Source organism: Streptococcus infantis (genome assembly GCF_018499575.1).
GTDB lineage: Bacteria > Bacillota > Bacilli > Lactobacillales > Streptococcaceae > Streptococcus > Streptococcus infantis_K.
In genome coordinates this window covers 973,476-999,280 of sequence record NZ_JAHDAP010000001.1, presented here as the reverse complement: position 1 = coordinate 999,280, position 25,805 = coordinate 973,476, and the positions used below count along the sequence as shown (strand labels likewise).

Annotated in this window: 20 protein-coding genes and 1 other RNA gene; 17 read left to right on the top strand and 4 right to left on the bottom strand. The window is 39.9% G+C overall.

The window, feature by feature from the left end; genetic code table 11:
* The first annotated feature begins 12 nt into the window (after positions 1–12).
* Both KJR31_RS04845 and KJR31_RS04840 read left to right on the top strand, forming a co-directional pair.
* A complete protein-coding gene (locus KJR31_RS04845) occupies positions 13–1,908 on the top strand; it encodes a DUF2207 domain-containing protein (protein ID WP_214262330.1) in 1,896 nt (631 codons plus the stop codon).
* A gap of 61 nt (positions 1,909–1,969) precedes the next feature.
* The gene (locus KJR31_RS04840) at positions 1,970–2,815 is read left to right on the top strand and encodes an undecaprenyl-diphosphate phosphatase (protein WP_214262329.1); all 846 of its coding nucleotides are present in this window, start codon (positions 1,970–1,972) and stop codon (positions 2,813–2,815) included.
* Positions 2,816–2,849: 34 nt separating this feature from the next.
* Here KJR31_RS04840 and dinB read toward each other — a convergent pair whose 3' ends face one another.
* Positions 2,850–3,911: a DNA polymerase IV gene (dinB, locus tag KJR31_RS04835; protein ID WP_214262328.1), complete on the bottom strand. Its 1,062-nt coding sequence runs from the start codon at positions 3,909–3,911 to the stop codon at positions 2,850–2,852.
* 238 nt (positions 3,912–4,149) lie between these two features.
* Between dinB and pflB the strand changes: the two genes are divergently transcribed.
* The gene (gene pflB, locus KJR31_RS04830; protein WP_049527379.1) at positions 4,150–6,465 is read left to right on the top strand and encodes a formate C-acetyltransferase; all 2,316 of its coding nucleotides are present in this window, start codon (positions 4,150–4,152) and stop codon (positions 6,463–6,465) included.
* Positions 6,466–6,867: 402 nt separating this feature from the next.
* Positions 6,868–8,970, top strand: a complete 2,103-nt coding sequence (locus KJR31_RS04825) for an AAA family ATPase (RefSeq protein WP_214262327.1) — start codon at positions 6,868–6,870, stop codon at positions 8,968–8,970.
* A gap of 57 nt (positions 8,971–9,027) precedes the next feature.
* Here the strand turns inward: KJR31_RS04825 and KJR31_RS04820 are convergent, their stop codons facing one another.
* Positions 9,028–9,510, bottom strand: a complete 483-nt coding sequence (locus KJR31_RS04820; RefSeq protein ID WP_178895378.1) for an S-ribosylhomocysteine lyase — start codon at positions 9,508–9,510, stop codon at positions 9,028–9,030.
* Positions 9,511–9,715: 205 nt separating this feature from the next.
* On the opposite strand from KJR31_RS04820, the gene KJR31_RS04815 reads away from it, so the two are divergent.
* Positions 9,716–11,698, top strand: coding sequence for a peptide ABC transporter substrate-binding protein (locus tag KJR31_RS04815; protein WP_214262326.1), 1,983 nt, complete (start codon positions 9,716–9,718; stop codon positions 11,696–11,698).
* A 77-nt stretch (positions 11,699–11,775) separates the two neighbouring features.
* Here KJR31_RS04815 and pbp1a read toward each other — a convergent pair whose 3' ends face one another.
* On the bottom strand, positions 11,776–13,911 hold the full coding sequence (pbp1a, locus tag KJR31_RS04810) for a penicillin-binding protein PBP1A (RefSeq protein WP_214262325.1): 2,136 nt from the start codon (positions 13,909–13,911) through the stop codon (positions 11,776–11,778).
* Positions 13,908–14,504, bottom strand: a complete 597-nt coding sequence (gene recU / locus KJR31_RS04805; protein WP_178895375.1) for a Holliday junction resolvase RecU — start codon at positions 14,502–14,504, stop codon at positions 13,908–13,910. The genes pbp1a and recU overlap by 4 nt, the downstream gene beginning before the upstream one ends.
* 67 nt (positions 14,505–14,571) lie before the next feature.
* Between recU and KJR31_RS04800 the strand changes: the two genes are divergently transcribed.
* The 12 genes from KJR31_RS04800 (at position 14,572) to fni (ending at position 25,796) form a co-directional block, all read left to right on the top strand.
* Positions 14,572–15,099, top strand: a complete 528-nt coding sequence (locus KJR31_RS04800; RefSeq protein WP_214262324.1) for a DUF1273 domain-containing protein — start codon at positions 14,572–14,574, stop codon at positions 15,097–15,099.
* 69 nt (positions 15,100–15,168) lie between these two features.
* Positions 15,169–15,504: a cell division regulator GpsB gene (gene gpsB / locus KJR31_RS04795; RefSeq protein WP_006150353.1), complete on the top strand. Its 336-nt coding sequence runs from the start codon at positions 15,169–15,171 to the stop codon at positions 15,502–15,504.
* A gap of 18 nt (positions 15,505–15,522) precedes the next feature.
* Positions 15,523–15,904: RNase P RNA component class B (rnpB, locus tag KJR31_RS04790), an RNA gene on the top strand.
* An 82-nt stretch (positions 15,905–15,986) separates the two neighbouring features.
* A complete protein-coding gene (locus tag KJR31_RS04785; protein ID WP_214262323.1) occupies positions 15,987–17,165 on the top strand; it encodes a THUMP domain-containing class I SAM-dependent RNA methyltransferase in 1,179 nt (392 codons plus the stop codon).
* Entirely contained in the window at positions 17,158–18,603 is a 1,446-nt protein-coding gene (gene mapZ / locus KJR31_RS04780) for a cell division site-positioning protein MapZ (protein WP_214262322.1), read from the top strand. Before KJR31_RS04785 ends, mapZ begins: the two co-directional genes overlap by 8 nt.
* Positions 18,604–18,679: 76 nt before the next feature.
* Positions 18,680–20,104, top strand: a complete 1,425-nt coding sequence (gene gndA, locus KJR31_RS04775) for an NADP-dependent phosphogluconate dehydrogenase (protein WP_214262321.1) — start codon at positions 18,680–18,682, stop codon at positions 20,102–20,104.
* Between the two features lie 11 nt (positions 20,105–20,115).
* Positions 20,116–20,805, top strand: a complete 690-nt coding sequence (locus KJR31_RS04770; protein WP_214262320.1) for a response regulator transcription factor — start codon at positions 20,116–20,118, stop codon at positions 20,803–20,805.
* A 96-nt stretch (positions 20,806–20,901) separates the two neighbouring features.
* Positions 20,902–21,882 carry an N-acetylmuramoyl-L-alanine amidase family protein gene (locus tag KJR31_RS08610; protein WP_214262319.1) on the top strand — a complete coding sequence of 327 codons (981 nt, stop codon included), beginning with the start codon at positions 20,902–20,904 and terminating at the stop codon, positions 21,880–21,882.
* 121 nt (positions 21,883–22,003) lie between these two features.
* Positions 22,004–22,882 carry a mevalonate kinase gene (gene mvk, locus KJR31_RS04760; protein ID WP_214262318.1) on the top strand — a complete coding sequence of 293 codons (879 nt, stop codon included), beginning with the start codon at positions 22,004–22,006 and terminating at the stop codon, positions 22,880–22,882.
* A complete protein-coding gene (gene mvaD, locus KJR31_RS04755; protein ID WP_214262317.1) occupies positions 22,864–23,817 on the top strand; it encodes a diphosphomevalonate decarboxylase in 954 nt (317 codons plus the stop codon). The genes mvk and mvaD overlap by 19 nt, the downstream gene beginning before the upstream one ends.
* Entirely contained in the window at positions 23,804–24,817 is a 1,014-nt protein-coding gene (locus KJR31_RS04750) for a phosphomevalonate kinase (RefSeq protein WP_214262316.1), read from the top strand. The genes mvaD and KJR31_RS04750 overlap by 14 nt, the downstream gene beginning before the upstream one ends.
* Entirely contained in the window at positions 24,795–25,796 is a 1,002-nt protein-coding gene (gene fni / locus KJR31_RS04745; protein WP_214262315.1) for a type 2 isopentenyl-diphosphate Delta-isomerase, read from the top strand. Before KJR31_RS04750 ends, fni begins: the two co-directional genes overlap by 23 nt.
* Positions 25,797–25,805 lie beyond the last annotated feature (9 nt).

Below are 25,805 nucleotides of genomic sequence, written 5' to 3'. Positions count from 1 at the left end.
AGGGAATGTAAAATGAAAAAGAGATGGCTTCTTGCTCTGGTATTTACCTGTTTTCTATTTGTACCTCGTCTAGTTTTTGCAGTAGACTTCGATATTCTATCCTATAAAGGTGATTTGAATATTCATGCAGATAATACAGCGGTTTTCCAACAAACAATCACCTACCGTTTTAAAGACGATTTTAATGGTCAATTGATTGGACTCGGAAAAGCAGGGAAAATGCCCAACGGATTTGAAATTGACGATGAACCAACTGTCTTAGTATCCAAAAATGGCCAACTTGTTCAAGATGTCCTCTCATATACTAAGGAAGAAGAGGAAGGTTACAAGGTCACCATTTTTAATCCGGGAAATGCAGGAGATACTGTTCGGGTAACTGTTACTTGGCAATTGAAAAATCTTCTTTTCTTATATCAGGATATTGCTGAGCTGAATTGGCAACCACTGACAGATAGTTCAGGGGATATTAAAGATTTAGAATTTCGAGTAACATCGGACAAACCAGCCGAGAAACTCTTTTTCCATACCGGTAAACTCCTCAATGAGGGTAGTGTCGAAAAAGTAAACGATATTTATCGAGTGAAGATGAAAAATCTTCCTAGAAACCGTCAAGTTGAGCTACATGCCTATTGGCCGAGAGAAGCTTTCTCAAGTGCTCCAAGCCAAGGACTGGACGAAGATAATCTAAGTAACTTTAAAAGAGTTGAGGTAGAAATAAAGGCTGAAAAAGTCCAGGCCAATGTCATGATAAAATGGATTTTTCCAATCTTCTTTACGGCTCTGTTGCTAGTAACAATCCACTATTATAGAGAATTTCGTCAGCATACGACTCTTAAAAAGGTATATCCAAAGAATCATCGTCTCTACGAACCCCCAATGGACCTGCCTCCAATGGTTTTGGCAGAAGCAATCTATTCAACATCCTTAGAGGAAGTTAGCCCTCTAAATAAGCAGAAGTTTGGTAAGTTCAGCTTTGAACAACTAATCCAGGCAACCTTGTTAGATTTAGTCGATCGCGGACATTTATCCATTTTTCAAGGTGAAGAAGAGCCATGGATCAAAATTAACAGTGAAAAAGGCTTGTCTAATTTTGAGAAGGAATGCCTGCGGATGACTCTCTCTACAAATAAAGAGCTGGCTCTTTCAGACCTTTTCCCTGAGTATCAAGTTTCTTCAGTTTTGTTCCATGGAGCTAAGGAAGCTGATGAGAAGCATATTCGAGAATTCGGCTTACACCTCAAGCGTTCTTTCGAGAGACGACTTGAACGTATGCAAAGTTGTGTTCGAGACAAAGTGAACATTTTACGAATTCCAAGTTATTATCGTCCTTTGACGGAAAAAGAAAATAATCTTGTGAAAAAAATGAAAGTCTGTTCGGCTGTAACGGGTATTCTCGGCCTTCTCATCTTCTACTATAGCTTACAAACACATGGTTATTTTTCACTTCCTTTACTGTCACTCGGTTTAATGGGCTTGCTAGCTAGTGCTTTGGTTCATTTTGTGATTCGAGGACCGTCTCGTGATGGAGTCTTAAATGAAGAGGGAGCAGAAGCTTTTTATCTCTGGACAAGTTTTGAAAACATGCTTCGGGATATAGCTCATCTTGATAAGGCTGAACTAGAGAGCATTGCACTTTGGAATCGTCTTTTGGTCTATGCAACTCTCTATGGATACGCCAAGAAAGTGAATAAAATTATGAAGCTTCGCAATATCCAACTTGAAAATGCAGATATGAATCTTTATGTATCTGCTGGATGGGATAAACAGTTTCATACGTCTACTGCTCACATTCATCAATACACTTCGGTCGCAAATACAGCAAGTACCTTCTCTGTATCATCTGGAAGTGGTGGCTCTGGTGGAGGCTTCTCAGGCGGTGGCGGTGGAGGAAGTGTTGGTGCTTTCTAAAGAAAACTAAACACAGCCTTTAAAAGTATGATATAATGGAGGGTAGAAAAAGGAGAAATCTATGTATTTTATTGAAATTTTAAAATCAATCTTTTTTGGTATTGTTGAAGGAATTACGGAATGGTTGCCGATTTCAAGTACTGGCCACTTAATCTTAGCGGAAGAGTTTATCCAGTATAAAGATCAAAATGAAGCCTTCATGTCTATGTTTAATGTAGTTATTCAACTTGGTGCGATCTTAGCCGTTATGGTTATCTACTTTAACAAGCTGAATCCCTTCAAGCCAGGTAAGGATAAGGTACAAGTTCGTAAAACTTGGCAGTTATGGTCCAAAGTTTTTGTTGCGACTTTACCTCTGCTTCTAGTCTTTAAATTTGATGATTGGTTTGACACTCACTTTCACAATATGGTATCAGTAGCCATTATGTTGATTGTTTATGGGGTTGCCTTTATCTTTCTTGAAAAACGCAACAAAGCGCAAGCAATTGAGCCAACAGTCACTGAGTTAGACAAATTACCGTATAAAACAGCCCTCTATATTGGACTTTTCCAGGTCTTGGCCCTTTTGCCAGGTACTAGTCGTTCAGGTGCCACTATCGTAGGTGGTTTGTTGAACGGTACTAGTCGTTCAGTGGTGACTGAATTTACCTTCTATCTAGGAATTCCAGTTATGTTTGGAGCCAGCGCTTTGAAGATTTTTAAATTTATCAAAGCGGGAGAAGTGTTGAGCTTTGGTCAATTCTTCTTGCTCTTGGTAGCTATGGTAGTTGCTTTTGCAGTCAGCATGGTATCCATTCGTTTCTTAACTAGCTATGTCAAAAAACACGACTTTACGGTGTTTGGTAAATACCGTATCGTCCTTGGTAGTGTCTTACTACTTTATAGCTTTGTTCGTTTATTTGTATAAGAAAAAACCTTGAGGGGAGATTCCTTCAAGGTTTTTAAAATCCAGTCACAGTGACCCCCAATAAGCGAACCCCCTTGTCTTTATCACTCAGTGTTTCGTAGAGTTGGATAATGCTTTGAGCAATTTGTTCAGGGTCTTGCGTTTGCTGCTCTAAAGTTTTTCGTTTCGTCAAGGTGGAAAAATCAGAGTAGCGAATTTTTAAAATGACAATCTTTCCAGATTTCTCGTGTTTTTGAAGATTAAGGGCGACTTTTTCCGAAAGGAGACTTAGCTCTTTTTTGATATCTTCTTCTATGTTGAGAATTTTGCTGTAGGTTTTTTCTTTACCGATGGACTTACGGATACGATTTGATTTGACTGGAGAATTATCTATGCCACGAGCTTTACGGTATAGGTCAAATCCGAGGCGACCGAAACGATCAATAAGAGTAATTTCAGAGATTTCTAGGAGATCAGCTCCCGTAACTACACCCATATGATGCAATTTCTCGACTGTTTTCTTGCCTACACCGTGGAACTTAGCAATATCCATTTGTTTGAGAAAATCTTCAGCTTCATCAGGTAAAATGACAGTCAAACCTTTAGGTTTTTGATAGTCACTGGCCATTTTAGCTAGAAACTTATTGTAGGAAACTCCGGCAGAGGCGGTTAAGTACAATTCGTTCCAAATATCCTGCTGGATTAAACGTGCGATTTTAACAGCAGATTTAATACCAAGTTTGTTTTCAGTCACATCTAGATAGGCTTCATCGATACTCATAGGTTCGATTTTATCTGTATATCGTTTAAAAATAGCCCGAATCTGTTGACCAACTTCTCTATATTTTTCGTAGTTTCCTGAAATAAAAATAGCTTGAGGACAGCGTTCATAAGCCTCCTTAGAACTCATAGCCGAGTGGATCCCGAATGCTCTCGCTTCATAACTACAGGTTGAAACAACACCTCGACCACCTGTTTTCCTTGGATCGTTACCGATAACAACTGGTTTCCCTTTTAGTTTGGGATTGTCGCGAATTTCAACAGCAGCAAAAAAGGCATCCATGTCAATATGGATGATTTTACGAGATAAATCATTCATCAGTGGAAATATCAGCATGAAATGGCCTTTCTTTGATAGATTTGCTAGCTTTATTATACCCCTTTTCTGAAAAAATAGGAAATAGTCAACCCTTTTTCAAAACTATACTACAGTTTATAAGAAAAACGAAACTGTATTATAAAAGAAAGTGGTTAAAAAGTGTGATTTCACTTGTTGAAATCGTTTACTGTGTGTTATACTGAATATATGAATGTAACAGATGACTGTTACTAGAAAGATAAAAGAGGACATTAACATGGTTGTTAAGACAGTTGTTGAAGCACAGGACATTTTTGACAAAGCCTGGGAAGGCTTTAAAGGTGTTGACTGGAAAGAAAAAGCAAGTGTATCACGCTTTGTACAAGCTAACTACACACCTTATGATGGAGATGAAAGCTTCCTTGCAGGACCAACAGAACGTTCACTTCACATCAAAAAAATCGTAGAAGAAACTAAAGCACACTACGAAGAAACTCGTTTCCCAATGGACACTCGTCCAACTTCTATCGCTGACATCCCTGCAGGATTCATCGACAAAGAAAACGAATTGATTTATGGTATCCAAAACGACGAACTCTTCAAATTGAACTTCATGCCAAAAGGTGGTATCCGTATGGCAGAAACTACTTTGAAAGAAAATGGATACGAACCAGATCCAGCTGTTCACGAAATTTTCACTAAATACGTAACAACTGTTAACGACGGTATCTTCCGCGCTTACACTTCAAACATTCGTCGCGCTCGTCACGCTCACACTGTAACTGGTCTTCCAGATGCATACTCACGTGGACGTATCATTGGTGTTTACGCTCGTCTTGCTCTTTACGGTGCAGACTACTTGATGCAAGAAAAAGTAAACGACTGGAACTCAATTGAAGAAATCGATGAAGAAACAATCCGTCTTCGTGAAGAAATCAACCTTCAATACCAAGCATTGCAACAAGTTGTTCGCTTGGGTGACCTTTACGGAGTTGATGTTCGTAAGCCAGCGATGAACGTTAAAGAAGCTATCCAATGGGTAAACATTGCCTTCATGGCTGTCTGCCGTGTTATCAACGGTGCCGCTACATCTCTTGGACGTGTGCCAATCGTATTGGATATTTTTGCAGAACGTGACCTTGCTCGTGGTACATTTACTGAATCAGAAATCCAAGAATTTGTTGATGATTTCGTTATGAAACTTCGTACAGTTAAATTTGCTCGTACAAAAGCTTACGACCAATTGTACTCAGGTGACCCAACCTTCATCACAACTTCTATGGCTGGTATGGGTAACGATGGTCGTCACCGTGTTACTAAGATGGACTACCGTTTCTTGAATACTCTTGACAATATCGGTAACTCTCCAGAACCAAACTTGACAGTTCTTTGGACTGATAAATTGCCATACAACTTCCGTCGCTACTGTATGCACATGAGCCACAAACACTCTTCAATCCAATATGAAGGTGTTACAACAATGGCTAAAGACGGATACGGTGAAATGAGCTGTATCTCATGTTGTGTATCTCCACTTGACCCAGAAAACGAAGAACAACGTCACAACATCCAGTACTTCGGTGCTCGCGTTAACGTTCTTAAAGCTCTTCTTACTGGTTTGAACGGTGGTTACGACGATGTTCATAAAGACTACAAAGTATTTGACATCGAACCAATCCGCGACGAAGTTCTTGAATTCGAATCAGTTAAAGCTAACTTTGAAAAATCTCTTGACTGGTTGACTGACACTTACGTAGATGCTTTGAACATCATCCACTATATGACTGACAAGTACAACTATGAAGCTGTTCAAATGGCCTTCTTGCCAACTAAACAACGTGCTAACATGGGATTCGGTATCTGTGGATTCGCTAACACTGTTGATACATTGTCAGCTATCAAATACGCTACAGTTAAACCAATCCGTGACGAAAATGGCTACATCTACGATTACGAAACAATCGGTGAATACCCACGTTGGGGTGAAGATGACCCACGTTCAAACGAATTGGCAGAATGGTTGATCGAAGCTTACACAACTCGTCTACGTAGCCACAAACTTTACAAAGACGCAGAAGCTACTGTATCACTTTTGACAATCACATCTAACGTTGCTTACTCTAAACAAACTGGTAACTCACCAGTCCACAAAGGTGTATACCTCAACGAAGATGGTTCTGTGAACTTGTCTAAACTTGAATTCTTCTCACCAGGTGCGAACCCATCTAACAAAGCTAAAGGTGGATGGTTGCAAAACTTGAACTCACTTGCTAGCCTTGACTTTGGTTACGCAGCTGATGGTATCTCATTGACAACTCAAGTATCACCACGTGCTCTTGGTAAAACTCGTGACGAACAAGTTGATAACTTGGTAACAATCCTTGATGGTTACTTCGAAAACGGTGGACAACACGTTAACTTGAACGTTATGGACTTGAACGATGTTTACGAAAAGATCATGTCAGGTGAAGACGTAATCGTACGTATTTCAGGATACTGTGTAAATACTAAGTACCTCACTCCAGAACAAAAAACTGAATTGACACAACGTGTCTTCCACGAAGTTCTTTCAATGGATGATGCATTGAGCTAAGATTCATAAATAATAAATCAAAAACCAGTCAAAGTGACTGGTTTTTTGATATAAAAAAATATTTAAAAAAAATTGGTCAAAATTGGTCAAATCTATTGACTAATACTGACCAAAGTAGTATACTAAGAACATAGGATAAGAAAATCCTTAGAAAACCTTGATTTTAAGGTGATTTTGTAATTTATCTTAAGATCAAAGTATGGGTAAAACCTAGAAAAGAGGTACAACCTATGGTTAACATTAGTATTTTTAGAAGTCCAATTACAAAACTTGTATTGGATAAAGAAAAACCTGAAATTATACGTAGAGTAGCAAATAGCTAGTCTAAATTTTTTAAAACAAAGGTCAGAGAAAGTCAAAATGTTTTGACTAAATAAATTTGAAACAAACGAGGTATGAAATATGAATAACAACTTTAATAACTTTAACAACATGGATGATTTATTTAACCAATTAATGGGTGGTATGCGTGGATATAGTTCAGAAAACCGTCGTTACTTGATTAACGGTCGTGAAGTAACACCTGAAGAATTCGCTATTTACCGTCAAACCGGTCAACTTCCAAGCGAAGGAAGTGAACAAGCTCAGTACGTTCAAGGTAAAGGTATGAAACAAGATGGGATTCTTGCAAAACTTGGACGTAACTTAACAGCAGAAGCACGTGAAGGGAAGCTGGATCCGGTTATTGGACGTAACAAGGAAATTCAAGAAACATCTGAAATCCTTTCTCGTCGTACAAAGAATAACCCAGTTCTAGTAGGTGATGCTGGTGTTGGTAAAACGGCAGTAGTAGAAGGTTTGGCCCAAGCTATTGTGAATGGAGACGTTCCAGCAGCAATCAAGAACAAAGAAATCATTTCAATTGATATTTCTGGACTTGAAGCTGGTACTCAATACCGTGGTAGCTTTGAAGAAAACATTCAAAACTTGGTAAACGAGGTTAAAGAAGCTGGAAATATTATCCTCTTCTTCGATGAAATCCACCAAATCCTTGGTGCAGGTAGCACAGGGGATGGTCAAGGGTCTAAAGGTCTTGCTGATATCTTGAAACCAGCTCTTTCTCGTGGTGAATTGACAGTGATTGGGGCAACAACTCAAGATGAATATCGTAATACCATCTTGAAAAACGCAGCCCTTGCTCGTCGTTTCAACGAAGTGAAAGTTAATGCACCATCTGCAGAAGATACTTTCAAGATTCTTCAAGGTATTCGTGATCTTTATCAACAACACCACAACGTCATCTTGCCAGATGAAGTATTGAAAGCAGCTGTTGATTACTCTGTTCAATACATTCCACAACGTAGCTTGCCGGATAAGGCTATTGACCTTGTGGATGTGACAGCTGCTCACTTGGCAGCACAACATCCCGTGACAGATGTTCATGCAGTTGAGCACGAAATTCAAGCGGAAAAAACCAAACAAGAAGAAGCTGCCGCTAAAGAAGACTATGAAGCAGCCCTTAATGCTAAGGTTCGTATTGAAGAACTTGAAAAGAAAATTGCCAACCATACGGAAGACCATAAAGTAACAGCAACAATCAACGATGTGGCTGAATCAGTAGAACGGATGACGGGGATTCCAGTTTCTCAAATGGGTGCAACTGATATCGAACGTTTGAAAGATATGGGTCACCGTTTGCAAACCAAGGTTATCGGTCAAGATAAGGCCGTTGAAGCCGTAGCACGTGCTATTCGTCGGAACCGTGCAGGCTTTGACGAAGGCAACCGTCCAATCGGTAGCTTCCTCTTTGTAGGACCTACCGGTGTCGGTAAGACTGAGTTGGCTAAACAATTGGCCCTTGATATGTTCGGTACCAAAGATGCCATCATCCGTTTGGACATGTCAGAATACAGCGATCGTACAGCTGTATCTAAATTGATTGGTACCACTGCCGGCTACGTTGGTTACGATGACAACAACAATACCTTGACAGAACGTGTACGTCGCAATCCTTACTCAATCATCCTTCTTGACGAAATTGAAAAGGCAGATCCTCAAGTGATTACACTTCTCCTTCAAGTTTTGGATGATGGTCGTTTGACAGACGGTCAAGGAAACACGGTTAACTTCAAGAATACAGTGATTATCGCTACTTCAAACGCTGGATTTGGTTACGAAGCGAATTTGACAGAAGATGCGGACAAACCAGAACTCATGGATCGATTGAAACCTTACTTCCGTCCAGAATTCTTGAACCGTTTCAATGCTGTGATCGAATTCTCACACTTGAGCAAGGAAGATCTTTCTAAGATTGTTGATTTGATGTTAATTGATGTCAATAAAACCCTTTCTAAGAAAGAAATCGACTTGGCAGTTAGCGAAGCTGCTAAAGAATACATGACTGAAGAAGGATATGATGAAGTTATGGGTGTTCGTCCACTCCGTCGTGTGGTTGAACAACAAATCCGAGATAAAGTGACAGATTTCCACTTGGATAATCTTGATGCTAAACACCTAGAAGCTGACATGGAAGATGGTGTTTTGGTCATTCGTGAAAAAGCCTAAATCAAGTTTTGAAAATAAAAAAAGGAACCAGTTCAAAAGCTGGTTTCTTTTTTATTATTAGATGACATGACGTTCAAAGGCATCGTCTGAGATTCCTTGTTCCAAAATCAATTTTGCCCATTCCTTAGCTGAAAAGAGGCTGTGATCCTTGTAGTTTCCGCAAGATTCAATAGTTGTTCCTGGGACATCTTCCCAAGTTGTTGTTTCAGCGATTTCCTTTAGAGAATCCTTGATGACAGCTGCGATTTCAGCGCTAGAATGACGTCCCCACATAATCATATGGAACCCTGTTCGGCAACCAAATGGTGAACAATCGATCATACCGTCGATGCGAGTACGGATTAGCTTAGCCAAGAGGTGCTCAATAGTATGAAGTCCAGCAGTAGGGATAGAGTCCTCATTTGGTTGAACCAAGCGGATATCAAAGTTAGAAATGATATCTCCTTTCGGTCCAGTCTCTTCTCCAATCAAGCGGACATAAGGAGCTTTTACAATCGTATGATCTAGTTCAAAACTTTCAACAATAACTTCTTTTGACATGGCATTTCCTTTCAACTTTCTTATTTCATTATATCATAAAGATATAGTTGATAAACGGCTATAATAGAAATTTTCCTAAAAAGATTTTCATATTAGAAATAGAGGAAGAAAAAATTTTCAAATTAATTTGAAAAATTCTGAAAATTGTATTGACACTTGGCTGAAAAGGGACTATAATGTATAAAAAGTCAAAAAGGAGTTTATTATGAAATTTTCAAAAGTAATGGCCCTAGCAGGAGTGACTCTGTTAGCGTCAGGTGTTTTGGCAGCTTGTTCGGGTTCGGGCTCTAGTGCAAAAGGTGAGAAAACTTTTTCTTACGTTTATGAAACTGACCCAGACAACCTCAACTATTTGACAACTGGTAAAGCTGCAACTGCTAATATCACTAGTAACGTCATTGATGGTTTGATGGAAAATGACCGCTATGGGAACTTTGTGCCATCAATGGCAGAAGACTGGTCTGTATCTCAAGACGGTTTGACTTACACTTACAAAATCCGTAAAGATGCTAAGTGGTACACTTCTGAGGGTGAAGAATATGCGCCCGTGAAAGCTCAAGACTTTGTAACAGGTCTTAAATATGCAGCTGATAATAAGTCAGAAGCCCTTTATCTTGTTCAAGAATCCATTAAAGGTCTTGACGCTTATGTCAAAGGTGAAGTAAAAGACTTCTCAGAAGTTGGAATCAAGGCAGTTGATGATCAAACTGTTCAATATACTTTGAATAAACCAGAAAGCTTCTGGAACTCTAAGACAACCATGGGTATTCTTGCACCAGTCAATGAAGAATTCCTTACTTCTAAAGGAAGTGACTTTGCCAAAGCAACTGATCCAAGCAGTATTCTTTACAACGGTCCTTTCTTGTTGAAATCATTGGTAGCAAAATCTTCAGTAGAATTTGAAAAGAATCCAAACTACTGGGATAAGGACAATGTTCATATTGATAAAGTAAAACTATCATTCTGGGATGGTCAAGATACAGGCAAACTTGCAGACACCTTTAAGGATGGCGGCTTCTCAATGGCTCGTCTCTTCCCGACAAGTGCAGGATATCCTGAACTTGAAAAAGAGTTTAAGGATAACATCGTTTATACACCACAAGATTCTGCTACTTTCTTAGTTGGGACAAATATTGACCGTCAGTCTTACAAGTACACTTCTAAGACTACAGATGAGCAAAAGACATCAACTAAGAAAGCTCTCCTAAACAAAGACTTCCGTCAAGCCATCGCCTTTGGTTTTGATAGAACAGCTTATGCTTCTCAAGTTAATGGAGAAAGCGGAGCAAGCAAACTTCTTCGTAACTTGTTCGTACCACCAACATTTGTTCAAGCTGATGGTAAAAACTTTGGTGACTTAGTTAAAGAAAAATTGGTAACCTATGGTGACGAGTGGAAAGATGTGAATCTAGATGATGCTCAAGATGGTCTATACAATCCTGAAAAAGCGAAGGCAGAATTTGCTAAAGCTAAGACAGCTCTCCAAGCAGAGGGCGTTCAATTCCCAATTCATTTGGATATGCCAGTTGACCAAACTAATACTACAAAAGTTCAACGTGTTCAGTCATTGAAACAATCACTTGAAGCAACATTAGGAACTGACAATGTCGTTGTTGATATTCAACAACTTCAAAAAGATGAAGTCTTAAATGTTACCTACTTTGCTGAAACAGCTGCTGGAGAAGATTGGGATCTCTCAGATAACGTTGGATGGTCTCCAGACTACATTGACCCATCTACTTACCTTGATATCATCAAACCATCTGTTGGTGAAAATACTAAGACTTATCTAGGATTTGATGCTGGTACAAACAACGCTGCTGCCAAACAAGTTGGTTTGGAAGATTATGAAAAGATGGTTGTTGAAGCCGGAAACGAAAACACTGATGTTTCAAAACGTTATGATAAATATGCTGCGGCCCAAGCTTGGTTGACAGATAGCGCTTTGATTATTCCAACAACTTCTCAAACTGGACGTCCAATGTTGTCTAAGATGGTGCCATATACTCTTCCATTTGCATACTCAGGTAACAAGGGTATGAGTGAAGCCCTCTTGTACAAGTACCTTGAACTTCAAGATAAACCAGTAACTGCTGATGAATATCAAAAAGCTCAAGATAAATGGAAGAAAGAAAAAGAAGAATCTAATAAAAAAGCGCAAGAAGATCTTGCAAACCATGTAAAATAAAAGAAGATGGAGTTAGTGATTAACTCCATCTTTTGGTAAATAAAAACCTAGGAAGATGTTTCCTAGGTTTTTATTGATTATTGTTGTCCTTGAGAATTTTGATTTTGTTGAGGGTTTTGATTTGTATTTGGAGCAGTTGGATTCTGAGCGGTATTTGGGCTAGTAGTTTCAGCTACTGAAGTTTGATTTTCAGTTGTTGAGCTGGAAGCTGTTGTTGAGGATTGTTGAGTTGTTTGAGGGATCCAGTTACTACGAGCGCCGACTTTGAAGACATACTCACCATTACGATACAAGCCCTCAGGCATTGTCCAATCACCTGGGTGGTCATCCTCGGAAAGGTACTCCATCATTGAACGATAGATATTGGCAGCGACTCTAAATCCATCTCCTTTGATAGGAGTGAGACGGTTTGAATAACCTGTCCAAACAGCCATTGAATATTTGCGGGTATATCCTACAAACATTTCATCAGGTGCGACATACTGATCGGTTTTAATATGGTTTTCAATCTCTTCATCAGTATAGTTTGATGTACCAGTCTTACCTGCTTGTGGAAGCCATGAAATATAAGCATCTCGACCTATACCAGAGTATAATACTGTTTTCATCATTTCTGTCATCATATAGGCAGTTGTTTCTTTCATAGCGCGAGTACCTTGATCAGAGAACTCTTTTGAACTACCGTCACTGAAGACAATTTTATTGATGTACATTGGTTTATAATAGATACCACCGTTAGCGAAAGCAGCATAGGCAGCAGCCATTTTTTCACTACTTGCACCGTACTGTTTACCTGATTCGGTCGTATTACTTGAAATTGCGTTTGCGTATACCATGGTTGGATAATCAATGCCTAAACCATTTAGGAAACCTTTTGCTTTATCGAGTCCAACTCTATCGAGAGTTTCAACGGCTGGTACGTTACGAGATTGTTGGATAGCAGTTTGAAGGGTAATATTACCATAATACCCCCTATCCCAGTTATAAACAGGAATGTTAGTGCCTGGATAGTTGTACGGAACATCCTTCAGCATGTAGGCAGTAGAGTCATAAATGCCATATTCTAATGCAGGGGCATAGTCTGTGATTGGTTTCATGGTAGAACCCCAGTCACGGTTGGTTTCAACGGCTTGGTTAATACCAAAAGATACGTTGCTAGCTTGGTGGCGAGAGCCGAGTTGAGCAATAACCTTACCATTTGATACATCAATAATAGTAGAAGCTGCTTGGATTTCATCATCTGGATAGTTTACATATTCATCCGTGTTGTATACATCCCAAAGTCGTTTTTGAACGTCTTGGTCTACGTTAGTGTAGACATCCATTCCAGTAGTTAAAAGGTTGTAGCCTGTCTCTGTTTCAACTTGTTCAATCACTTCTTTGAGGTAATTGTCTAAGTATGGAGGATAGGAGTTGCTTCCTCTAAGACTTTGTAAACCATCAGTGATAGGTGTATTTATAGCCGTTTCATATTGTTCAGCTGTTAAATAGCCTTGCTTTTGCATCTCTGATAGGACTAGATTACGACGTTCTGTTGCTTCTTCTGGATGAGAATAAGGATCGTATTGGTTAGGTGCCTGTGGCATTCCGGCTAGAAGAGCAAGTTGTGGAATTGATAGGTCTTTTAAATCTTTACCATAGTAACTTTGAGCTGCAGTTTGCATTCCATAGTTACCATTTGACATGTATACTTTATTGATGTAATATGTCAAAATTTCCTGTTTGGTCGCAGTTCTTTCTAACTGAATAGCTAGCCAAGCTTCTTGGGCCTTACGTGCGATTGTTTGGTCTGATGATGATGTTGAAAAGTAAGTTAATTTTATCAACTGTTGCGTCAAGGTTGAACCACCTTGGAGGCCACCTCTACTAGTTAAGTTTCGCAGGAAAGCTCCAGCTATTCGAATGCTATCGATTCCTCTGTGATTAAAGAAGCGATGATCTTCAATTGATACTATTGCATTTACAAGTTCAATAGGAATGTCACTGCTTTGAGCATTAACACGACGCTCTGCTCCTAAGTCAGCAACCAATTCGTTTTTACTGTCGTAAATTTTACTTGAAGTTGTTGCGACAAGTTTGCTTTCAGAAAGTTCTGGTGCTTTAGATACATAGTAGAAGAAGACACTTCCACCAATCAATATTGCAGCAATAAAAGCTGCTAAAAATCCAATTCCTAGATATTTAGCAATGCGCCAGAAAAAATGTTTATTCATATTGTTTTACCACCTAGTAAATGTTGTTTGACGATATCGAGGTATGGTATTTGAGGAAAGGCTTGTTGCTCAATCACATAACCATGATCTCGAATATAATCAAGCGGCATTGATTTTTTTCCCATATCCTGATGATAAAAATGGATGAGGTCAATCGCCGGTAATAAATATGTCTCCTGATAAGAAGAAAAGTGGATTAAGACGAAGCATATACCCTTTTGTTCAAGAACCTGTTCCATATGCAGAATCTGATGAGAATGGAAGTTCTTCATCGGGAAAGCATTTTTTTGTCTGGTTTCCTTGGCTTCGAAATCGATATAAAATCCTTCATAAACACCCGAGTAGTCAGTAGTTGAAGCCTGTCTAAAATAGGCTTCGACAATTTTAGCGCGACTCCGTTGAGGGTAGTCGACTCGAACTATCTGAACTGGGGTTGGCTTTTTGTGAATGACTGCTATTCCATGTGATAGATAGTAGTCGTTCGTAGCATTTATCATCTTTTCAAAGCTCATCCCTCGATTTGCGAAATTTTTAGTTTGGGGCAGAGAAGTTTTACTTGGTTTAGATGAAAGTTTATGTGGATAGTTGACCATAATCCTCCTTATTGGTACAATAACATCACTCTATTATACCACAAAGGTCAACAGAAAGGGTGAAAAAATGCATACAGCCTTGGTTTTAGGATACTCAGCTTTTGATTTAGGATTGTTAAATGAAAAGGATATTCGGTTAAAAATTATCAAAAAAGCCATTCGTAGAGATTTGGAAAGATTAGCTGAGGAAGGGTTGAAATGGCTAGTTTTCACAGGCACTCTTGGTTTTGAACACTGGGTCTTAGAAGTAGCTAGAGACATGAAGGAGGCCTATGAATTTCAACTAGCGACTATTTTTGATTTTGAGACACATGGATCAAACTGGAATGAGGCTAACCAGGTCAAATTGAGTGATTTTAAACAGGTCGATTTTGTCAAATATGCCTATCCAACTTATGAGCACAAAGTCCAATTGAGAGATTATCAGATTTTTTTACTCGAAAATACAGATGGAGCCTATCTTTTTTACGATGAAGAAAATGAAACAAAACTGAGATTTTTTTACGAACTGATGAAAAAGAAAGACAACTATATGACAAAAAGATTAACATTTGAGGAATTAAACGAAATAGCCGAAAATTTTTCCGAAAATTGAGGCTTTGACCTTGCTTTTTGTTTGCCTTTTTTTATATAATAATACTAGTAACTGAGAATGGAGAGAGACATGGCAAGTATTATTTTTACAGCAAAGGATATTTTTGAGCAGGATTTCGGAAGAGAAGTACGTGGATACAGTAAAGCAGAGGTAGATGAATTCTTAGATGACGTTATCAAGGACTATGAAACCTATGCAGCGTTGGTTAAATCACTACGTTTGGAAGTCGCAGAATTGAAAGAGCAATTGGCGAACAAACCTCAGGCGGCACCTGTATCTGTAACGTCTGAACCTGCTGAGCTTGGAAGTACGACTTCTATGACTAATTTTGATATCCTGAAACGCTTGAATCGTCTTGAAAAAGAAGTATTTGGCAAACAAATTGTAGAAAATTCTGATTTCTAAGAATTATACAGTTGTGCAATTTTTGGATAATCGCGTGGAGAGTTTATCTTTTCATGAGGAAAGTCCATGCTAGCACAGGCTGTGATGCCTGTAGTGTTTGTGCTAGGCGAAACCATAAGCCTAGGGACGAGAAATCGTTACGGCGAGTGAATAGACTAAGTTTTCGGATATGTTTTAGTAGCTCTGAAAGTGCCACAGTGACGAAGTCTCTCTGGAAACAGAGAGAGTGGAACGCGGTAAACCCCTCAAGCTAGCAACCCAAATTTTGGTCGGGGCATGGAGTGCGCGGAAACGAACGTAGTACTCTGACTGCTAGCAGCTTCTAGCTGTTAGTGGTAGACAGATGATTATCGAAAGAAGTGGTCCTAGTCGCTTCTGGAACAAAACATGGCTTATAGAAAATTGCATATAGGTTGGGGCTGAGAAATTTTCTCAACCTCATTTTTTAAAGGTGAACAAGAGAAAGGTCTTTAAAGACTGACATGAAACAAACATTTAACTTAATAGCGACTGCTGCAGCAGGCTTAGAGGCTGTTGTAGGTCGTGAAGTGCGTGCACTTGGCTATGATTGTCAAGTTGAGAATGGTCGCGTTCGCTTTGAAGGAGATGTGAAGACAATTGTTGAAAGCAATCTGTGGCTACGAGCTGCTGATAGGATTAAGATTGTTGTTGGGACTTTTCCCGCAAAAACATTTGAAGAGCTTTTTCAAGGAGTTTTTGCCTTAGATTGGGAAAACTATCTTCCACTCGGAGCACGTTTCCCAATCTCTAAGGCTAAGTGTGTCAAATCAAAACTTCATAACGAACCGAGTGTCCAAGCTATTTCTAAAAAGGCAGTTGTCAAGAAATTGCAGAAACATTATGCTCGACCAGAAGGTGTTCCGCTGATGGAAAATGGTCCAGAGTTTAAAATAGAGGTTTCAATTCTTAAAGATATTGCGACTATCATGATTGACACGACAGGCTCTAGTCTTTTCAAACGAGGTTATCGTACTGAAAAAGGTGGTGCTCCTATTAAAGAGAACATGGCAGCTGCGATTTTGCAACTTTCTAACTGGTACCCTGATAAACCCTTGATTGATCCGACCTGCGGTTCAGGGACCTTCTGTATTGAGGCAGCTATGATTGCTCGTAATATGGCGCCAGGCTTACGCCGTTCGTTTGCTTTCGAGGATTGGAACTGGGTTAGCGACCGGTTAATTCAGCAAATTCGTACGGAAGCTAGCAAGAAGATTAATCGTGAAATTGAGCTAGACATCATGGGCTGTGATATCGATGGCCGCATGGTGGAAATTGCTAAGGCAAATGCTCAGGCTGCGGGAGTTTCTAAGGATATCCATTTTAAGCAGATGCGCGTGCAGGATTTGCGAACGGACAAGATCAATGGAGTTATTATTTCGAATCCACCGTATGGAGAACGCTTGTCAGATGATGCAGGAGTAACCAAGCTCTATGCTGAGATGGGAGAAGTATTTGCTCCCCTTAAAACATGGAGTAAATTTATCCTGACTAGTGATGAAGCTTTTGAAAGTAAATATGGTAGTCAGGCAGATAAAAAACGGAAACTCTATAACGGTACCTTGAAAGTTGATTTATATCAATATTTTGGTCAACGTGTGAAAAGGCAAGATGTTAAAAAAGAAAGGAATGCAGATGAGTAAGAAAAGACGCGATCGTCATCATAAAGGTGAGCAAGAATCTAAATTTGAATTTGAAGAGGCTAAAGATTTAACGGTTGGTCAGGCTATTCGCAAGAACGAAGAGGTCGAAGCAGGTGTGACTCCAGATGATACCATCTTAGACAAATATATCAAGCAACACCGTGAAGAAATCGAAGCAGACAAATTTGAAAATTTACAAACGAAAAAAGAGGAGTCTACTCAAAGCTTGGATGATATGATCCAGGAAGTGAGAGAAACTGCTGAACAAGAAAATACATTAAATCCGGATGAGGAAGCCATTGCACTTGCGGAAGCTGCAGAGACAACTGAAATTCTAGCTAAAGAAGTTGAAGAAGAGGAAACGAGAATTCTCGAGCAACCTTTTAAGGGTGAATTGGAAGCTGTTGAAATGACTGAGGTAGAAAACTCCGAAGTGGGAGTGGTTTATGAGGAAAATGAAGATCAGCTACAACCTTTTTCTCGTTCTACTGAAGTTGATGATGAACCAAAAAATAAAAAGAAATGGGCGATTTTGTCAGCCATTATTTTGCTATTCCTCTTGATTTTTGGAGGTGGCTATTACGTTTATCGTCAGATTGCGCGCTCTTCTCAAGAACTTCAAACTAAGGCTGCAGATTCAGACTTGGTAAGCAATCAGTCGGTCTATGAACAATTTAATGCGCTCTACGACACGTTTTATACTGATGAAAACAAAACAGCTCTTAAAAATAGCCAGTTTAGTCAACTGAATCAATTGAAGGAACTTCTAGATAAACTTGAAGGAGCGAGAGAACATACTCTAGCCAAATCAAAATATGATAGCTTAGAAACACAGATAAAAGCAATTCAAGAAGTAAATTCTCAATTTGAAACTCCAGCTATTACAGATGGTGTTTTGGATACAAATGCAAAAATCAAAGCGGATGCTAAATTTACAGATATCAAGACTGGTAATACAGAAATTGACAAACTTCTAGATAAAGCAATCAGTCTTGGTAAGAGTCAATTAGCAAGTACAACAACAAGTACAGCTTCAACGACTGCTGCTAGCCAAGAAGCTTCAAGTCCAACTACAGAAAGTAGTCCATCTACTTCAACAAATGAGACTGTGTCATCTACGAATGGTGGCTTGTCGAGCGAAGGCGTTAATTTGCAAAGAAGTGTTAGCCGAGTGCCGTATAATCAATCCGTAGTTAATGATACTAGTAATCCTGCTTGGACTTTTGCAGATGGTGTCCTTGAACGAATACTTGAGACATCCCGTGCACGTGGCTATATCACTGGAAACCAATATATCTTGGAACCTGTAAATATCGTTAATGGCAATGGTTATTACAACCTTTATAAACCAGATGGAACTTATCTCTTCACTCTAAACTGTAAGACAGGATACTTTGTTGGGAATGGTTCTGGCCATGCGGATGATTTAGACTACTAGTCAAATTGTTATAAAATTCTTTCTTTTCACAGATAAACGTGATAAAATAAAACATATTAAATAAGAGGAGTGTCACATGACAAAAGCAAACTTTGGTGTTGTTGGTATGGCCGTAATGGGTCGTAACCTTGCCCTTAATATCGAATCTCGAGGATACACAGTTGCTATCTATAACCGTAGTAAAGAAAAAACAGAAGATGTTGTTGCTTGCCATCCGGAAAAGAACTTTGTGCCAAGCTATGATATCGAAAGCTTCGTAAACTCAATCGAAAAACCACGTCGTATCATGCTCATGGTTCAAGCAGGACCTGGTACAGATGCGACAATTCAAGCCCTTCTTCCACACTTGGATAAAGGTGATATCTTGATCGATGGAGGGAATACTTTCTATAAAGATACCATCCGTCGTAACGAAGAATTGGCAAACTCTGATATCAACTTCATTGGTACAGGTGTTTCTGGTGGTGAAAAAGGTGCCCTTGAAGGTCCTTCTATCATGCCTGGTGGACAAAAAGAAGCCTATGAATTGGTAGCAGATGTTCTTGAAGAAATCTCTGCAAAAGCACCAGAAGATGGTAAACCATGTGTGACTTACATCGGTCCTGATGGAGCTGGTCACTATGTGAAAATGGTCCACAATGGTATCGAGTACGGGGATATGCAATTGATTGCAGAAAGCTATGATCTTATGCAACACTTGCTTGGCCTTTCAGCTCAAGACATGGCTGAAATCTTCACTGAATGGAACAAGGGTGAATTGGACAGCTACTTGATCGAAATCACTGCGGATATTCTTGGACGCAAAGACGACGAAGGTCAAGATGGACCAATCGTAGACTACATCTTGGATGCTGCAGGAAACAAGGGAACAGGTAAATGGACTAGCCAATCAGCTCTTGACCTTGGTGTGCCATTGTCACTGATTACTGAGTCGGTATTTGCGCGCTACATTTCAACTTATAAAGAAGAACGTGTACACGCTAGCAAGGTGCTTCCAAAACCAGCTGCTTTCAAATTTGAAGGAGACAAGGCTGAGTTGATTGAAAAGATCCGTCAAGCCCTTTACTTCTCAAAAATCATTTCTTACGCACAAGGTTTTGCGCAATTGCGTGTAGCTTCTAAAGAAAATAACTGGAACTTGCCATTTGCAGATATCGCATCTATCTGGCGCGCTGGATGTATCATCCGTTCTCGTTTCTTGCAAAAGATTACAGATGCTTACAGCCGTGATGCAGATCTTGCCAACCTTCTTTTGGATGAGTACTTCTTGGATGTAACAGCTAAGTACCAACAATCTGTTCGTGATATTGTTGCTCTTGCGGTTCAAGCTGGTGTACCAGTACCAACCTTCTCAGCAGCCATTACTTACTTTGATAGCTACCGTTCAGCTGACCTTCCAGCGAACTTGATCCAAGCACAACGTGATTACTTTGGTGCCCACACATACCAACGTAAAGACAAAGAAGGAACATTCCACTACTCTTGGTATGACGAAAAATAAGTAGGTCAGCCATGGGGAAACGGATTTTATTACTTGAGAAAGAAAGAAATCTAGCTCATTTTTTAAGTCTGGAACTCCAAAAAGAGCAATACCGAGTTGATCAGGTAGAAGAGGGACAAAAAGCCCTCTCCATGGCTCTTCAGACAGACTATGACTTGATTTTACTGAATGCTCATCTAGGGGATATGACAGCCCAGGATTTTGCAGAACAGTTGAGTCGGACTAAGCCAGCTTCGGTTATCATGGTCTTGGACCATAGAGAAGAATTGCAAGACCAAGTTGAAACAATCCAACGTTTTGCTGTTTCATATATCTACAAGCCAGTGATTATAGAAAATTTGGTAGAAAGAATTTCAGCCATTTTTCGAGGTCGGGACTTCATTGACCAACATTGTAGTCAGATGAAAGTTCCAACATCCTATCGGAATCTGCGTATGGATGTTGAACACCATACTGTCTATCGTGGTGATGAGATGATTGCTTTGACACGCCGCGAATATGATCTTTTAGCGACTCTTATGGGAAGCAAGAAGGTTTTAACTCGTGAGCAGTTGTTGGAAAGTGTTTGGAAGTATGAAAGTGCGACCGAAACCAATATCGTGGATGTTTATATCCGTTATCTACGTAGTAAACTTGACGTAAAAGGTCAAAAAAGCTATATCAAAACAGTTCGTGGTGTGGGTTACACCATGCAAGAATAGAAAAGCAGTTACAGAAATGCAACTGTTTTTTTTTGAGGATTGTATATATTGACATGTAGTTTAGTCTTTGCTACAATTGTTTTGGAGGAAACACGTATGAATTTTTTGAAAAAAATGATGCAAGTTAGCCTAACAGTATTTTTCTTTAGTCTGTTAGCAACAAATACAGTATTTGCAGATACTACAGGTGGTCAGTTTGTTGATAAGGACAGTAGAAAATATTATATAAAAGATGACCATAAAGCAATCTATTGGCATAAAATAGACGGTAAAACTTACTATTTTGGTGATAGTGGAGAAATGGTTGTCGGTTGGCAATACTTAGAAATTCCTGGGACGGGTTATCGTGATGATTTATTTGATAATCGTCCAGTCTTCGAAATTGGCCTTCAACAGAAGTGGTACTATTTTGATAAAAATGGGGTACTACAAGAGTTTGTTGGCTGGCAACAATTAGAGGCTAAGGATTCGTTAACTGTTGGCAAAAAGTATGGTGAAGGCTTTGAAGGTCCAGAAGTTCTTAAATTAGCAAACTACTACTTTAATCAAGATCATTCATTAAAAACAGGTTGGCTTTACGATCAGTCTAACTGGTATTATCTAGCTGAAACAGACATTAGTGGAGAAAGCTATCTTGGTGGTGAAAGACGTGCTGGCTGGATCAATGATAACTCAACTTGGTACTATCTAGATCCAACAACTGCTACAATGCAAACTGGTTGGCAATATCTTGGTAACAAGTGGTACTATCTTCGTTCATCAGGTGCTATGGCAACTGGCTGGTATCAAGAAGGATCAACTTGGTATTATCTTGATGTCCAAAACGGTGATATGAAAACAGGATGGGTTTCTATCAATGGCGATTGGTACTATCTTCGTTCATCAGGAGCTATGGCAACAGGCTGGCTTCAAGACGCTTCAACTTGGTACTATCTCAATGCAAGTAATGGCGATATGAAGACAGGCTGGTTCCAAGTCAATGGGAAATGGTACTATGCCTATAGTTCAGGTGCCCTAGCTGTGAATACTACTGTAGATGGTTACTACGTCAACTATAATGGTGAATGGGTTCAATAATGAAAGAGGCGATTGTGAAGGAAACAATCGCTTTTTTTGTGAAAATATAATAAAATAGAAAGGAATAAAGATCTAAAATGTTATCTAGAAACAGACGATTTTCGTCTGATAGTAGGATTAAATGACAAAAGAAGTTGGTGTCGGTCAGGCACATAGTAAAATTATTTTAATAGGAGAGCATGCAGTCGTTTACGGTTATCCAGCCATCTCTTTGCCTCTTTTAGAGGTTGAAGTGACTTGTCGGGTGGTTCCAGCAGCGACACCATGGCGTCTATTTGAAGAGGACACCTTGTCTATGGCAGTCTATGCTTCTCTCGAGTATCTGAATATCAAAGAAGCGTGCATTCGTTGTCAAATTGACTCGGCTATTCCTGAAAAACGCGGGATGGGGTCCTCAGCAGCCATTAGCATTGCAGCCATTCGTGCGGTATTTGATTATTTTGAAGCAGAACTTCCGTATGATGTGTTAGAAATCCTGGTCAATCGCGCTGAGATGATCGCCCATATGAACCCTAGTGGATTGGATGCCAAGACCTGCCTTAGTGATCAGCCTATTCGATTTATCAAGAATGTTGGCTTTAAAGAACTAGCCATGGACTTGTCGGCTTATCTGGTCATTGCAGATACAGGAGTCTATGGACATACTCGTGAAGCGATCCAAGTTGTACAGAGTAAGGGTAAGGATGCTTTACCTTTCTTGCATGCACTAGGAGAGTTGACCCAGCAAGCAGAAGAAGCCATAAAAACAAAAGATGCTGCGAAGCTGGGAGAAATTTTAACAAAAGCACATGGAAATCTAAAAGAAATAGGAGTCAGTAGTCCTGAGGCGGATGCCTTGGTTGAAACTGCTCTCCAACATGGGGCTCTAGGCGCTAAGATGAGTGGTGGTGGTCTAGGTGGATGTATCATTGCTTTGGCGGCTGACGATCGCCAAGCTCAAGATTTAGCAGAAAGATTAGAAGAGAAAGGAGCTGTTCAGACATGGATCGAAAGCCTGTAACAGTACGTTCCTATGCCAATATTGCTATTATCAAATATTGGGGGAAGAAAAAAGAAAAAGAGATGGTTCCTGCGACTAGTAGTATCTCTCTGACTTTAGAAAATATGTATACGGAGACGACACTTTCTCCTTTACCAGCAGATGCAACCGCAGATACTTTTTATATCAATGGTCAACTTCAAAACGAAGCAGAGCATGCCAAGATGAGTAAAATCATTGATCGCTACCGCCCTGAAGGAGCAGGTTTTGTTCGTATCGATACTAAGAACAATATGCCAACAGCAGCAGGTCTTTCTTCGAGTTCCAGTGGTTTGTCTGCTCTGGTTAAAGCTTGTAATGCATATTTCCAACTTGGGATGAATCGCAGAGAATTGGCTTTGGAAGCTAAGTTTGCATCGGGGTCTTCATCTCGTAGTTTTTATGGTCCCTTAGCAGCTTGGGACAAGGATAGTGGAGAGATTTACCCAGTTGAAACTGACTTGAAACTTGCTATGATTATGTTGGTCTTGGAAGACCAAAAAAAACCAATCTCTAGTCGAGATGGCATGAAGCTCTGTGTAGAAACTTCGACGACCTTTGAAGACTGGGTTCGTCAGTCTGAACAAGACTACAAGGATATGTTGGTCTACCTCAAGGAAAATGACTTTAAGAAAGTTGGAGAATTGACAGAGAAGAATGCCCTTGCTATGCATGCTACAACAAAGACTGCAACTCCAGCCTTCTCTTATCTGACAGATGCTAGTTATGAGGCTATGGATTTTGTTCGTCAGCTGAGGGAACAAGGAGAATCTTGCTACTTTACCATGGATGCGGGCCCTAATGTCAAGGTTCTTTGTCTAGAGAAAGACTTGGACCACCTAGCAGAACTCTTAGGTCAACGCTATCGCTTGATTGTATCAAAGACAAAGGATTTGAGCCAAGATGATGCTTGTTAAGACTTGTGGGAAACTCTATTGGGCTGGTGAATATGCCATTTTAGTGCCAGGTCAATTAGCCTTAATCAAAGCAATTCCTATCTATATGACGGCTGAGATTAAAGCGTCTGATGAGTATCGCCTTTACTCAGATATGTTTACTTATAGTGTGGATTTGCGCCCGGATGCTTCTTATGCCTTAATTCAAGAAACAGTCACTTTGGTGGAAGAGTATCTAACTGCACAGGGAGTTAAATTGCAGCCTTTTTCTTTAGACATTCGTGGGAAAATGGAGCGCGAGGGTAAGAAATTTGGTCTGGGTTCGAGTGGTAGCGTAGTTGTCTTGGTCATCAAGGCTATGCTTGCTTTCTATGAAAGACCAGCTGACCGAGAACTCTTGTTTAAATTAGCGAGTGCTGTACTTCTTAAACGTGGGGACAATGGCTCCATGGGGGACATTGCCTGTATCGTTTCTGAAGACCTAGTCCTCTATCAGTCATTTGACCGGGAGAAAGTGGCACATTGGCTAGAAAAGGAAGACTTACAGACTGGATTAGGTCGTGAGTGGGGCTTTTCAATCACGAGCGTTGAACCGGCTTTGGAATTTGACTTTCTGGTTGGTTGGACCAAGGAAGTGGCTGTATCTAGTCACATGGTCAAGCAAATTAAGAATCATATGGATGCCAGATTTTTGCAAGTTTCAAAGGAAACAGTCGCTACCTTAGTGAATGCTTTGCAGACAGGTCAAGAAGAAATAATTATTGAGCAACTAGAACAAGCTAGCCTGCTCTTAGAAGCCTTGAGTTCAGATATTTACACACCTTCGCTCAGACAACTAAAAAATGCTAGCCGAGGTTTGAAAGCTGTTGCGAAGAGTAGTGGTGCTGGTGGTGGAGACTGTGGTATCGCACTTAGCTTTGACCAAGATTCGACAATATTACTGGAAAAACGTTGGGCTGATTTAGGAATTGAGCTCTTGTATCAAGAAAGGATGGGACATGACGACAAATCGGAAGGATGAACACATCCGCTATGCCCTTGAACAAAAAAGTACTTATAATAGTTTTGATGAAGTTGAATTGATTCACTCCTCGCTACCCTTATATGACATAGAGGAAATTGACCTATCGACAGAATTTGCTGGTCGAAAATGGGATTTTCCCTTTTATATCAATGCTATGACAGGTGGGAGTGACAAGGGGAGAGAAATCAATCAAAAATTGGCTCAGGTGGCAGAGGCTTGTGAAATTTTATTTGTAACAGGTTCCTATAGTGCCGCCCTTAAGGATCCATCAGATGATTCTTTTTCAGTTAAAACTAGTCACCCTAACCTTCTTCTTGGGACCAACATTGGCTTGGACAAGCCAGTTGAATTGGGTCTACAAACAGTAAAAGAGATGAATCCCCTTCTCTTACAAGTTCATGTTAATGTCATGCAGGAATTGCTCATGCCAGAGGGTGAACGTCTATTTAGATTATGGCAGCATAATCTGAAAGATTATGCTGAGCAAATCTCCGTGCCACTTGTTTTAAAAGAGGTCGGCTTTGGTATGGATGTGAAGACCATTGCTAAGGCTTATGAGATGGGAATTCGAACAGTTGATTTGTCTGGTCGTGGCGGGACCAGCTTTGCTTATATTGAAAACCGTCGCAGTGGTCAACGTGACTACCTCAATGATTGGGGTCAATCGACCATGCAGGCTCTTCTGAATGCCCAAGACTGGAAAGACAAGATGGAACTGTTGGTTAGTGGGGGAGTTCGCAATCCACTAGATATCATCAAATGCTTGGTCTTTGGAGCCAAGGCAGTTGGTCTATCACGCACGATGTTAGAGCTGGTTGAGAATTACTCTGTTGATGTCGTGATTTCCATTGTTGAAGGATGGAAGGAAGAACTACGGTTGATTATGTGTGCCCTTAATTGTGCAAGGATTGAGGACTTGCAAGAGGTCGACTATCTCCTGTATGGAAAATTAAAAGAAGCAAAAGATCAAATGTAAGGAAAGAGA